The following is a 12,654-nucleotide window of genomic DNA, read 5'->3' as shown; positions in this document are numbered from 1 at the left end:
CCCTCACCCCGGTCGGGCATACCCGATGTAAATAACAAGCCATCATTCAAATACACATGCACACCAAATACACCCGGTGCCAGTAGTTGTGGTTGCTCTCCACTCCACACATTCTCAATTTGCACACCAAAACCCGTAGCAGAATCTTCTGACGGCGTGATTGTTACGCGAATGACGCTGGCAACCGAAGGAATGTCGTCGCCCATGGCGATGCGCACGGTATTATCTTCATCAGACGCGCCCGTGTTTGCACCGCTTTGACGCGGCGCCTGATCTGCACCCGTGCCAATGGGTTGATTCACTTCTGTGCCCGAATCCCACAACATTATCTGATCCGTCACATCGCCCGAGATGCGATTGCCCACACCATCCCAGAGCTCGATGCCATCTTCGTCGGGGGCATAGAATAAATCGTTGGATTGCACAAACATCGTGGCAAAGGATAATTTGAATCCCGGCGGTGCTTCAAATGAGAATCCATAAGACTGGCCCGGCGGGAGGGGGCCGGGACCATCAGCACCCGATGGCACGGCAAAAACTCCGCTCGCTATACAATCAAACAAGGGTGAAATATTCTCAACACGCACAGTAAATTGGTTTGCTACCTGCGATGTTGTGACTCGCTCGCCGCCACAGTTCCACATTACTCCTGCGACGAGTGAGACTGCGACGATACTGCGAATACATCTCGACATAAAACTCTCCTTATACTACGGTTCCCCAGCTCTAACTTTGAATTGCTCGAAGATAAACCCAAAAATTTTTTTCTATCAAGCCAAGCATTTATCTTTCAATGGTTCGGACACTTTTTGATCGGTCCTCAATTAGTCAAAAATACAAAGGTTTGTAGAGTTGTCATTTTTTTTAATGTCAGGGTGTAGAGCTAAGTTGAAAATAAAACATGGGGTCTCATCTAACCTGTTGATTTCAAAAAAACTTTACACCTAAAAACTGTCCGAAGTATTGATCTTTTGAAGGTTATCACTAGCCGCTGACCTCAAGTCGTCCAGTCAAAGACGACCGTGAGGCGTTCGGTTTTTTTGTGCAAGACGAAGGCAGACAGGTACACGCAAAAAGGGCGAGTCCGAAGACCTGCCCTTTGATATGGTTGCTGCGTGATTGGTTAATTGCCCGACATGATCGTCACGCGGATTATGCTGTCAACCGCGGGGATGTGGTCGCCATTGGCAATGCGCACAGTGTTGTCCGGATCTGGCGCACCTGTGTTGGGGCCAGATTGACGCGGTGCCTGGTCGAGGCCAACACCGAGGGGTTGGTTGATCTCTGTACCGGCATACCACAACTGGATCATTGACGTAATATCGCCCATTATTGCCGATCCGTCCTCTCCAAAGAGGGGAATACCTTCCTCGTCGGGGGCATAGAACAGGTCGTTGGAATGGACAAACATCGTGGCAAAGGACAGGCGGTCACCCGCTGATGCGCTGAAGCTAAAGACATACGCACCGCCAGGGAGCAAAGGCCCGGGATCATCTCCACCTTCGGGTACGGCAAATATGCCGCTGGCTGATACGCGATCATTCCCTGCCAGTACGCCAGCCAGACCACTGGGGTTGCCATCTTCAGCGAGTGCTTCGAGGCCCTCGCCCCGGTCGGGCGTACCCGATGTGAATAATACGCCAGCCTCCTGATGTAAGGCAAATACGCCTGGGGCCAGTATCCCAACCACACCTGTGTTTGCACTCACAGTCTCTGCCAGACCACTGGGGTCGCCGTCTTCAGCGAGTGCTTCGAGGCCCTCGCCCGTATCGGGGAAACCCGATGAAAACAGAAATGCAGAACCTATATGTACAACAAATACACCCGGGGCCAGGAGTTGTGGCTGCTCTCCGGTCCACACATTCTCAATCTGCACACTAAAACCCGTAGCGGAATCTTCTGACGGCGTGATTGTTACGCGAGTGACGCTGTCAACCGCGGGAATGTCGTCGCCCATGATGATGCGCACGGTGTTATCTTCATCAGCCGCACCCGTGTTTGCACCACTTTGACGCGGCGCCTGATCTGCACCCGTGCCAATGGGTTGATTCACTTCTGTGCCCGAATCCCATAACATCACCTGATCCGTCACATCGCCCGAGATGCGATTGCCCGCATCATCCCAGAGCGCGATACCATCTTCATCGGGGGCATAGAACAAATCGTTGGACTGTACAAACATCGTGGCAAAGGACACTTTGGCCCCCGGTGGTGCTTCAAACGAGAATCCATAAGACTGGCCCGGCGGGAGTGGACCTGGGCCGTCTGCGCCCGACGGCACGGCAAAAATCCCACTCGCTATATAAGCAAATACGGGGGGGGAAATATTCTCAATACGCACGGTAAATTGGGTTGGTGGTGCCGGCGTGCCTATTTCGGATGAACCCATCACCTGTGCTTTTCCTCCAACGGGCAAGTCGAGCGTCACTTCATAGCCTCCGTTAATTGGTATGCTCGACCAGGAACCGATTGTGTCCCCGTCCTTTATGGCGCGTGCCTGGTAATAACCCGTTACACTTTGCGATGTAATCTCTACTCGCGCCTGACCATTGTCATCGGTGATCCCAGACCATGCGTAATCTGGGGCCTGACCCGCAATAGAACGCGAAAATTCGATTGTGGCATCGCTTACGGGCGCGTCATCCTGTCGCAACGTAGCCATTACTATAGCCTGAGTCATGTGCCCGGTCGCAGCCAATTTGCTCAATGGCTGTCCGACCTGCTCGTCTGCTACCTGCGACTGGGTCACGCGCTCGCTACCACAGCTCAACATCACGCCTGCGGCGAGTGAGACGGCGACTATACTGCGAATACATCTCGACATGACAACCCTCCTTGTAAGAGTTCCCCCGGCTCTAAGAGTTCCCCCGGCTCTAAGAGTGAAACAATGGAAAACAAACTCGGAGCTATTTGGTTGTCATCTCCTTATTTTAAGGTTGTGTCTAACTGTGGATCTCAAGTCGTCCAGTCAAAGACGACCGCGAGGCGTTCGGTTTTTTTGTGCAAAAGGTCACGATATGCTTGCTGGCATCTTTCGGGATCGTATTTTGTGTAGATGCCATCGACATTGACGCGGTCCTCGGACAACCATTTGAGGGCACCGGCAAAGTTTTCAAAGACGCTGTTGGTGCGAAAGTCTTCTGGCTGGCGCGGCAGTTCCCATTCCCAGCCGCTGCGAATGGTGACGTAATTAAAGAAGATGAGGCGATGCAGGTCGTGTATGAGCAGGTCCGTGTATCGGCGCCAGGGGGAGGCAATGCAAACGACTTCGGCGCGTTTTCTCACGGCGCCTGCTGCGTCGAGCAGGGCCTGTTCGTGTCCCGAGCATTCAATGGCGAGGTGGAATTGGCCCGAGAGTTCGGTATTTTCCAGTGGTACAGCATCCAGTACATTGAGAATCCCCGTTTCTGAGGCAATTTGTCGCCGCGATGCAACCGGGTCGCTGGCATAGACTTCGTAGCCACAGGCTTGAAAATTTTTGGCCGCGAGATGGCCAACGAGGCCGAGTCCAGTGATGAGTATTTTGGCGGGTGGTCGCGCCGAGGTGGTTGTGAGGGTGGTCATTGAGACACCCATCATGCGGGCAAATACAGCTATTTCTGGCGTGAGGTTGTCGGGCAGGCGAATTACCTGTGAGGCGGGTTTTCGCTGGTAGGATGCGTGATTGCCCGGGCAGAAGGCGAGGTCGCCCGGCGATATGTCCGCGACATTTTCCCCCACTTTTTCAACTTTGAAGGCAGCTGCGTATCCCGATTGTCTGGGAAAATTGTTGCCGAGATACCCGCTGTTTAATTCCGTGCCCGCGCTGATGAGGGTTGCAAGGGTATGACCCGCGACTTCGTTTGCACCGATCGCGTCTGTATCGATTTCAACTGGTAGTAGTTTGGCGGTTTCGCGTTCGGTGAATGTGACTGCATATTCGTTCATTTATATCTCCTTTTCACACTTCACATACACCGGACTCACCCATGCCTTCCCGCCATCGATTTGCGTTACGCGTACCCAATAGGGGTGACAGCCGGGATGTAACTGGTTCTCAGTATGGGTAAATGCGATGTCGCGTCCAATGCCTGTGGGCATTTGTTCAAATACGACCTTCATATCAATACCACCTGCGTCGATTACAACCGGTCCTTTTGCGATCTCTGTAAGTTTTAACGCTTGCGACAAGACGGGTGTTCCAAATTTGATTGTTGCATCGGGCGGGGCGTCCAGGGTTAAAATGATGCCGTCTGCATCGCCGGTTGTCACCGATGTCCAGGTTACTGATTGGTCGTCGGCAGATTGAATGCCTTCGGATGCCGAGTCAAAGGCAAAGCCTCTGGCGTCTGTGATTCTCCCTTTGTCTATTGTTACTTCGCCATCCCAGCGCACGAGTCGGTTGCGCGCGCGAATGCGCTGTCCGGACCACGCAATGCGTATGTCTGTTTGTTGCCGGGGAATGGTTTGGGGATGTGTGTAGATGATTTCCGTGCCTCTGAAGATATCCACTTTTTCTATGGGCGCAGTGCCCCAAACACTGACAGCGATTTCAGGTGGTGTGTTCGTTGCGAGGTCCGATCCCATGGGCTGTCCACCTACGGTGACATCTATGAGGATGCGCTGTCCACTGGTGCCGTAACACCGCCTTGTTTTTATTGCTTCCCAGATGCTTTCTCGCGTCAATTCTTTTGCATATACGCATGTGATTCCGCCGTAAATACCGAATGCGCCACTGCCCGGATGTGCGGCACCCGGGCGCCCTTTGTGGTCGTCGCTGCCGCAGGTGAATCCGATGCGATAGCCTTTTTCAAGGGCTTCTTTTAAGAACCATTCAAATTCTCCCCATTCAGATAAAACCTCGACTACAGTCTCCAGGTTTGGGTCGTGCCAGGTCAGGTTGGCATAGCGCCCGCCCACATGGGGGATTAGCAGCGCGTCTTTTCCCTTGAGTGCGCGGTAGAGGTCGGTTATGTGCTGACAATCTGTTTCTATATCTGATTTGTCTTCGATGAGGACATGGCTGGAGCGGTGCAATGGTCCATCATCACCGGGATAATAGACGTTGTGATCGCCGCCTGAAGGCGTGTTGCCCGACCATTCCCAACCGACAAAGGCGACGAATTTGCCCGCGATATTTTGGGTATTTGCCTGGTGTTTGATTTCATTCCAGATTGCTTCTGTAATCTGAAAGTCATTTCCCTGATGTCCCGCAAAATCCATCCACGCTTTTTCGCGTGCAAAACGAAAGTAGGATGAGACCGGATTGGTTCCCACTGTTTCTTCGCTTTGTCCGTGTAGATCCCCCCAAAAGGGTTGCGCGTCTTTGCGCGTTTCAATACATATTAGTGGATTGCATTCTGCTTCAAAACCATTGTTTTCATCCTGAATCCGTACGCGATAAATGCCCGTTTTGGGGGCTGTCACATTTTCAAATCGCCTGACGCCGCGATGTTCTGGCTGAAATACATAAGTTTCGGGTAATCCGTCAAGGCCATCGGCGTCGATTTTTACCGTGCCTCGATATTCTGCACACGGGTTGCCCCAGATGTCTTCGGCTTTTACTCCGATCCAGGTCGCTTCTCCCGGCGTTGTTTCAGAAGGTCCCAGTGCGATGAGTTTATTGGGCGCACCGCTTACTATTGGTACTTTGGGGGATGGTACTTCTGTATATACCCATGTGCCGCACCAGTCAACCGATACCCGAAATTCAAACGCATCTTTGCAAAAGGTTTGGGCGCGGCTGCCCGGACTTCCGCCGGATGTATCCCCCAATATTAGTGTTATGGTGTCGCCTTCGGATAATGAGTCGTCAAATACATCGATGGTGACGCAATATCGCCACGGTCGAATATAGCGCTGTCTGTCGAATACGGCTTTTAAGGTCGCCGGTCCCGTGGTCGAGACCGATGCATAAGCAGGTGCGGAGGGGTCGTCAAATTGTGGTCGCTGCCAGTCGCTTACGTCGCGCCACGCGATTTTGATTACGCCGCCGTCGTCTATTCCGTATTTGCCCGCGTGATATACAATGCGCCATGTGCCCGTTTCTCCGGCGATAACCGCGCGGTCTGGATCAATTTCTGCCCAGCCGTAATATCTGCGAATTTGTTCCTCGGTCAGGTCGTGTTTTTCTATCATAAGGTCCTTTCATGATTGGGATGGGAGAATGGATTTCAAAATAGCGAATTCAATCGCATCTACAAGCACTTTTCCGAGTATTGGCGAAAGTATGGGAATCTGAGTATATTTTGGCGAGAGGTGAGACCGATGAATGAAGACCTTTTTTTAAAACCCGTGTCGCAAGCCGAGCAGGAGATGGCAAACGCGCCTCTGGCCGAACGCCTGCGTCCCCAGGTGCTGGACGATATTGTGGGGCAGGATCATCTCGTTGGACCGGGTGCGCCCCTTCGGGTGCTTATCGAGAGCGACCGCTTGCCGTCCATGATTTTCTGGGGACCACCGGGTTCGGGCAAGACAACGCTGGCTCGGGTTATTGCGGGTACGACGCAGAGTCGGTTTGTGTCTTTTAGCGCGGTTACCGCGGGGATCAAAGAGGCGCGGGAGATTATTGCGCGGGCGCGAGAGGAACGACGCCTGGGCAGGCGTACCATCTTTTTTGTGGATGAGATTCACCGTTTTAACAAGGCGCAACAAGATGCTTTTCTGCCCCATGTGGAGAATGGTGTTATTACGCTTATTGGTGCCACTACTGAGAATCCCTCTTTTGAGGTTAATTCTGCCCTGCTTTCACGCACGCGCGTTTTTGTGCTCAATTTGCTCGATACGTCCCATATTCGCCAGGTGCTGGACCGCGCAATTGCCGATTCGGAACACGGCTTTCCCGATTTGCAGATCGATGACCAGGCTTTAGATCTCATTGCCGAGACGGCAGAGGGCGATGCCCGCCGGTCTCTGAACGCGCTTGAAACGGTTGTTGCGGCTGTTGAAGCTACGGGTTGCGACCCTACGCCCGAAACGGTGCGCGAAATTCTCGGTCGCAAGGCTCATCTTTACGACAAGACAGGGGAAGAACACTACAATATCATTTCGGCTTTTCACAAGAGTCTTCGCGGCAGCGATCCACATGCCTCACTGTATTGGCTCGCGCGTATGATGACGTCTGGTGAGCATCCGCACTATATTTTGAGGCGTATGATTCGCTTTGCTTCTGAAGATGTGGGTGCTGCTGATCCGCGCGCTTTGCAAGTTGCGCTCAATGCCCGCGAGGCGTACGATTTTCTGGGCAGTCCCGAGGGCGATCTATCTATTGCTCAGGCGACGGTTTATCTCGCTACAGCTCCCAAGAGCAATGCCGTTTATGCCGCGTATAATAACGCGCTTTCCGATGTTGAGAAACACCTGAACCTGCCCGTGCCCCTGCATATTCGCAATGCGCCGACAAAGCTTATGAAAGATCTCGATTACAGCAAGGGGTATCAATACGCACATGACGATCCGGATGGCTATATTGATCAGGTGTATTTTCCCGATAATTTGAGAGACCGCACCTATTATCATCCCACAGATCGCGGCTATGAAAAGCACATTCGCGCGCTTATGGATTGGTGGGATGAATTGAGAAAGAAAAAATCTTTTTGATAGAGCACCCAAAAGTGCATCCATGCCGGTGTAAGGGCGAAGAGGTATGTCTTGACAATGCGGTAAGATTGCTGCAATTTTGCATGTGAACGTTTACGTATGTCTATTTGAAAGGAGGCAACATGGAGGCTTTAATTTTCGCATTTACGACAAATAACATACCCGGTTCGCCTCCGGTGAGGTAGCTGCTTCGGTCATTCACTGTCTGTCCGTCGCAGTTTTATCGTCTCTCCGGAGCCGCGGGTCTGGTATGTATGGTGGTTTTTCGCCCGACATATTCATTCCCTGGAGGAGACGAACGGACATATGTATAATCCTGATTTTTGGGAAGTTCAATTAGATCAATCAGACCTGGAAATGATGCCGGATGATGTTGGCCTGTGGTACGAGTCGCCCGAAGACCAGAATTTGCGCTATAAATATGAAGATCGGGTTAGACGTCTTATCCCACAGATCGATACGCTCTTAAATCAATCGCTTACGCAAAGACAATTTGAAGCTGCTGTTTTGTATTTCAAATACGGCAAGACCCAGCGGGAAATCTCCGAGATTATGGGTATTTCGCGCCGGGTGGTCAGCCAGCATTTGTTCGGTATTACGCGAAATGGAAAATCCATAGGCGGTGCTGTGAAGAAACTTCGCAAGCTCTGCCGCAAACACGGCATTGCCATCACAAATTAAAAAACGCCTGAGTGTTATAGCTCAGGCGTTTTTAGTTGGAAAGACGCGATAAAAGTACACTGCGTTTCTGAAAAACTGCATCCATTCAGGTGTTTATGTAACCGGGCCAACGGGTTGGTGCGGTTTGCTAATATATTGGCATCCACCGCGCAAAACGCCTTCCGGAAGCGGAGTTGCGCATATCGAAAGGAGGTTAATGTGAAACATTTTAACTCGGAGGTGAACGCCTGATTTTCAGGCTGTGACCCTTCAGACGTTGGGCCAGGGACACTGTTCTTGGCCCTTTTTTGTCAGTTCTTCCACTGGTTTGTCCTGATTGAGCAGGTATTCCTGTCTCGCCATCATTGTCAAAATACCCACCAGAAGACTGAGCAGCAGCACCAATCCCGCGGGCATAAATTTTCGCGTGCGGACAAATCGACTCATAAATATGCCGGTGAGCAACAATCCGACCAATCCACCGGTCAAAAACCCAACGGCGGGATCGCTCAGGCTTTGCCAGTATCCAATGAGTGCGGCAATACCGCAGATCGCGCCTGCGAATAGGGATGCAGAACTCCCGGATTTCGTCTTCCCAATAATTCCTCCGACAATTAACAATATGCCGTAAATCGCCAGTACCACTTGTGCTATTTCAATCATGATCAGATCCTCATTCTCCAAAGTATCCTCGGCTTGCCCAAACTTTTTTTGCCAGTGCTTTGGCGCCATCGGACGGTTCGATTTCTCCCAGAATACTGCTCGGTGGTTGTCCCGGTTTTTTGCGCGTGGGATCGGGTGACCAATCATCGCGCTCGTATTTCTTTCTTATGGATTCATCGCGAAAATTGGGTACTTCCATCGGTGCCGAATCGCTGAGTGCTGATCGCCACGCTTGAATGCCCGCGATACTCATGTCGATGCCGCGATACACATCGAGGTAGGGTTGCTCGCCCGTGCGAATCGCTTCGGCGAAATGGTAACTGGTGAAGAAATCGCCGCCGCCGTGTCCGGCCTGTGTTGCGCGGTCGTGATGTACCGGGAAGTCCGGTCTGTAAACGGTTTCTACCGGTTCTCCTTTTGGCTTTTCCCACGGCTCTCTCCATATGCGTAGCCGATATTTATCGCCGTTTCGACAGTTTTCCATCACGCCCTTGTTGCCGTGGATTCTGACGTAATTGCCGTGCCCGCGCAACGCGCCGTGCAGGGATTTCATTACGGCGTCATTGTTCATCCTGCAGATGATCACGCCTGCCGTATCCGCGCGGTTCATGTGCAGGGTTTTGGTCATGTCGCCAAAATCGTAGGGGATGACAAATCCGTTCACTTTTACGGGACGCGTGTCTGTGATGTACATTACCGGTGCTATCGAATGCGTGCAATAATAGGTCGAGGGAATCCAGTTGCGCCAGTGATTGCGCCCGCAACTGCGCCCCAATTTTACTTCCGGTGGATCGGGATGCACGTACTCGCCTTCTCCGTATTTAAATTCTCCCACGTGTCCTTTCTGGTAGAGCCGCCTCATTTCTTGATTGTACGCCGTGTAGGGGTAGTTTTCGGCAAACATATAAATTTTACCACTGCGCTCTACCGCCCGCGCAAGTGCGACGCCTTCGCCCAATGTATGGCAGGCAGCGGTTTCGCTCATGACGTGTTTTCCGGCGTTCAGTGCTGCAACGGCAAAGGGCGCGTGTTCGTGAAAATAATTGGCGAGTACCACGGCATCCATATCGTGTTCCAAAAATGCATGATAATCTACATAAGTCGATACTCCGAGTTCTTTGCCTTCGGGTCTTAGTCGCTCTTCCCATGTATCGCAAATTGCTACGAGTTCCATTCCCGTCGGTGTTGCCGCCCGCATAAATGATCGCCCGCGTCCCACGCCGACGACGCCCACGCGAATTGGTTTGTTTTTTTCGGGCATCACAAGTTCTCCAGTTTTCGATAAAAAAAACCGGCCTATCGCCGATTTTTTTCAAATTTAAACATAGAAGCGGATATCTGGCACTGCGTCCATTAATCCCAGTTCTACACCATAAGCATAGAATCGCTTCAAGCCTTCCAGTTCGGTATCGCCCAAATCGTAGAGGATATTTCTGGTTAGGTATTCAGCATAAAATGCGGGCGATAGGGTGCGGGTTTCAGCGGCATAGTCCTTTGCGATGTTTGGGATGAGCGACTTGCTCTTTTCTTTGGCCTCGATCAGTTTGTCAATGTGATATGGCGCCAATGCATCGGGGCGTCCGGTCCAGCAGGCATAGACGAAAGGCAACCCTGTCATCTGCGTCCAAATTTCGCCCAGGTCTAGGATTCGATAGCGTTTGCGGGACAATGCCAGCGCGGGATCGCCAATCAACAGGGCGGCATCGGCGCGTTTGAGCATTGCGTCTATATCTGGGGGATGAAAAAATACTTCTGGCTGGCAGCCAAATTGCCGCGCCAGTACGATCTGCGCCAGCACGACTGATGTGCGCGATCCGCGATCCAGAGCCAGTGTTTGAATTTCTTCGGGTTTTTTGTTTAGTACGATAAATACGCTGCCAACAGGCCCGTTTGAAATAATGCCGATATTGGGCACAATCCGATAGGCATCACGTCCGCGTCCAATTTCTACAGCGGGGATCAATGCCACATCGGTTTCGCCCGTGTGCAGCCGTTCGGCGCATCGCGAGGGCACGCCGTAGATCAGTTCAAAATCGCGATCAATCGCACCCGTGCGCAGCACTTCAACCAGTGGCCGCGAGTTTAAGTATGACACCACGCCCAAACGCACACGCATTGCTACGTACCCCTAATTCAAAATCTCGTACCGTGTATTTCGCCTTACAGGCTCGTATCCCGCATCCCGAATGAGCCGTTGCATCTCTTGAAGTGTCATGGTATCCGTATGGCTCGTGCCCGCTGCACTGACTACGTTTTCTTCCATCATTGTGCTGCCAAAATCGTTTACACCGTATTTTAAGCTGACCTGTGCGACTTTGGCGCCCTGCGTTACCCACGATGCTTGAAAACTTTTGATATTGTCCAAAAACAGGCGCGCGATGGAGATGGTTCGCAAATAGTCAAATCCGGTCGCTTTTATGCCATTCCATCGCCCCTGATCGTTGGCAAGGGCGGTGTAATCGGGCTGAAAATTCCACGCGATAAATGCTGTGAATCCGCCTGTCTCATCCTGCAAATTGCGTATGTGTTCCAGATGTTCTATTCGCTGTTCAATGGTTTCGACATGTCCATACATCATGGTCGCCGATGTGTGCAGGCCCAATTCGTGTGCAATGCGATGCACCGCAAGCCATTCGTGGACGCGGTCTTTGCGAAAACCGATGATGTCGCGCACTTCGTCCGACAAAATTTCTGCGCCAGCTCCCGGGATAGAATCCAGCCCGGCATCGCGTAAGCGGCGGATGCATTTTTCGAGTGACATACGCGAGATATGCGCGATATAAATAATTTCTGTGGCGGACAAACAGTGCTGATGGATTTGCGGGTAGCGATTGCGTATTGAGGAAAAGAGGTCTTCGTAATAATCCACGCGCAGTTTTGGGTTCAGGCCCCCCTGCATCAAAATTTCGCTGCCTTTTGGCACGTCGCCGCCCACGGCAATGAGTTCGTCAATTTTTTCAAAGATCTGTTCTCTGGGCAATGTATAGCCTTCGTCGGATCCCGGCGGGCGATAAAATGCACAGAAATCGCATCTTACCCAGCACACATTCGTGTAATTGATATTTCGCCCAATATTATAAGTCACCTGGTCTTTGGGCCATTTTCTGCGCCGCACCACATCGGCCAATAAGCCCAATTCGGTTACATTGGGATGTGCAAACAAGCGCATGGCATCATCCGTGGAAATGCGCTCGTCGTTATATATTTTTTCAATAATGTCGTCGATCATGTCGTTTTCCGTTTTTAGTGGTCAGCAAAACAAGCAATCAGCCTCTACTTCTTAGGTATTTTTATGCCAATTAAGGATTGAAATTATAGCGGACTTGCACGCTGAAGGTCCAATATCAGTAATGACGAAAAGACAACTGGATTGCGGCTTTAAGCATGCCGCAATGACGAGTGGTACTCGTCACGCCTGCATGCCTGAAGCAGGCGTCCAGGATGGGGTTTTTAACACTGAATTCGCATTATTTAAGCTGTATTACACGAATAGCTTTTTTAGTTCCTTCAACCATCATTTTATACACTCCGCCAGACTTATAGATTAAGACCTTGGGCATAAAAGCATAATGATAATGATAATGGTATTCAGACTGTTGCCATATTTGACCATTTATCAATTTGACTACTGTTTCTCCTTCCCAGCCTTCAAAGTCTCCATCAATCTTACTTTCTATAACATTAGGCAATTGAGCACTTGCCATTTGTTTCTTTCCCTCTTCAATTCCTTTAAGAAACATATCTATTATATAT

The 12,654-nt window shown here is 51.2% G+C and carries 10 protein-coding genes; 2 read left to right on the top strand and 8 right to left on the bottom strand.

What is annotated here, in order from left to right; all coding sequences use genetic code 11:
* The 4 genes from F4Y39_09005 to F4Y39_08990 all read right to left on the bottom strand — a co-directional run.
* A partial coding sequence (locus F4Y39_09005) for a hypothetical protein (protein ID MYC13846.1) occupies nucleotides 1–695 on the bottom strand: 695 nt, incomplete at its 3' end.
* A gap of 428 nt (nucleotides 696–1,123) precedes the next feature.
* Nucleotides 1,124–2,824: a hypothetical protein gene (locus F4Y39_09000; protein MYC13845.1), complete on the bottom strand. Its 1,701-nt coding sequence runs from the start codon at nucleotides 2,822–2,824 to the stop codon at nucleotides 1,124–1,126.
* A gap of 131 nt (nucleotides 2,825–2,955) precedes the next feature.
* Complete coding sequence (locus tag F4Y39_08995) at nucleotides 2,956–3,927, bottom strand: dehydrogenase (GenBank protein ID MYC13844.1); 972 nt, start codon at nucleotides 3,925–3,927, stop codon at nucleotides 2,956–2,958.
* On the bottom strand, nucleotides 3,928–6,117 hold the full coding sequence (locus F4Y39_08990; protein MYC13843.1) for a DUF3604 domain-containing protein: 2,190 nt from the start codon (nucleotides 6,115–6,117) through the stop codon (nucleotides 3,928–3,930).
* A gap of 177 nt (nucleotides 6,118–6,294) precedes the next feature.
* On the opposite strand from F4Y39_08990, the gene F4Y39_08985 reads away from it, so the two are divergent.
* Both F4Y39_08985 and F4Y39_08980 read left to right on the top strand, forming a co-directional pair.
* On the top strand, nucleotides 6,295–7,578 hold the full coding sequence (locus F4Y39_08985) for a replication-associated recombination protein A (GenBank protein ID MYC13842.1): 1,284 nt from the start codon (nucleotides 6,295–6,297) through the stop codon (nucleotides 7,576–7,578).
* A 306-nt stretch (nucleotides 7,579–7,884) separates the two neighbouring features.
* Nucleotides 7,885–8,259: a hypothetical protein gene (locus F4Y39_08980; protein MYC13841.1), complete on the top strand. Its 375-nt coding sequence runs from the start codon at nucleotides 7,885–7,887 to the stop codon at nucleotides 8,257–8,259.
* A 249-nt stretch (nucleotides 8,260–8,508) separates the two neighbouring features.
* On the opposite strand, the gene F4Y39_08975 is transcribed toward F4Y39_08980, so the two are convergent.
* From F4Y39_08975 to mqnC, 4 genes are read right to left on the bottom strand one after another with little or no spacing between them, the layout of a single operon-like run.
* Nucleotides 8,509–9,048, bottom strand: a complete 540-nt coding sequence (locus F4Y39_08975) for a hypothetical protein (protein MYC13840.1) — start codon at nucleotides 9,046–9,048, stop codon at nucleotides 8,509–8,511.
* Nucleotides 8,912–10,162 carry a Gfo/Idh/MocA family oxidoreductase gene (locus F4Y39_08970; protein ID MYC13839.1) on the bottom strand — a complete coding sequence of 417 codons (1,251 nt, stop codon included), beginning with the start codon at nucleotides 10,160–10,162 and terminating at the stop codon, nucleotides 8,912–8,914. The genes F4Y39_08975 and F4Y39_08970 overlap by 137 nt, the downstream gene beginning before the upstream one ends.
* A 57-nt stretch (nucleotides 10,163–10,219) precedes the next feature.
* On the bottom strand, nucleotides 10,220–11,017 hold the full coding sequence (locus F4Y39_08965; protein ID MYC13838.1) for a menaquinone biosynthesis protein: 798 nt from the start codon (nucleotides 11,015–11,017) through the stop codon (nucleotides 10,220–10,222).
* Between the two features lie 12 nt (nucleotides 11,018–11,029).
* Nucleotides 11,030–12,130 carry a dehypoxanthine futalosine cyclase gene (mqnC, locus tag F4Y39_08960; GenBank protein ID MYC13837.1) on the bottom strand — a complete coding sequence of 367 codons (1,101 nt, stop codon included), beginning with the start codon at nucleotides 12,128–12,130 and terminating at the stop codon, nucleotides 11,030–11,032.
* Nucleotides 12,131–12,654 lie beyond the last annotated feature (524 nt).

It is taken from the genome of Gemmatimonadota bacterium, from assembly GCA_009838845.1.
In the GTDB taxonomy this organism is placed as follows: Bacteria; Latescibacterota; UBA2968; order UBA2968; family UBA2968; genus VXRD01.
Note: the sequence above shows the minus strand (reverse complement) of the source record. Positions and strands in the feature narration are given on the sequence as shown.

Excerpts from the sequence above, each read along its gene's own strand:
- F4Y39_09000 (MYC13845.1), bottom strand. The coding sequence starts at position 2,824 with ATGTCGAGATGTATTCGCAGTATAGTCGCCGTCTCACTCGCCGCAGGC.
- F4Y39_08995 (MYC13844.1), bottom strand. The coding sequence starts at position 3,927 with ATGAACGAATATGCAGTCACATTCACCGAACGCGAAACCGCCAAACTA.
- F4Y39_08990 (MYC13843.1), bottom strand. The coding sequence starts at position 6,117 with ATGATAGAAAAACACGACCTGACCGAGGAACAAATTCGCAGATATTAC.
- F4Y39_08985 (MYC13842.1), top strand. The coding sequence starts at position 6,295 with ATGGCAAACGCGCCTCTGGCCGAACGCCTGCGTCCCCAGGTGCTGGAC.
- F4Y39_08980 (MYC13841.1), top strand. The coding sequence starts at position 7,885 with ATGTATAATCCTGATTTTTGGGAAGTTCAATTAGATCAATCAGACCTG.
- F4Y39_08975 (MYC13840.1), bottom strand. The coding sequence starts at position 9,048 with ATGATTGGTCACCCGATCCCACGCGCAAAAAACCGGGACAACCACCGA.
- F4Y39_08970 (MYC13839.1), bottom strand. The coding sequence starts at position 10,162 with ATGCCCGAAAAAAACAAACCAATTCGCGTGGGCGTCGTCGGCGTGGGA.
- F4Y39_08965 (MYC13838.1), bottom strand. The coding sequence starts at position 11,017 with ATGCGTGTGCGTTTGGGCGTGGTGTCATACTTAAACTCGCGGCCACTG.
- mqnC (MYC13837.1), bottom strand. The coding sequence starts at position 12,130 with ATGATCGACGACATTATTGAAAAAATATATAACGACGAGCGCATTTCC.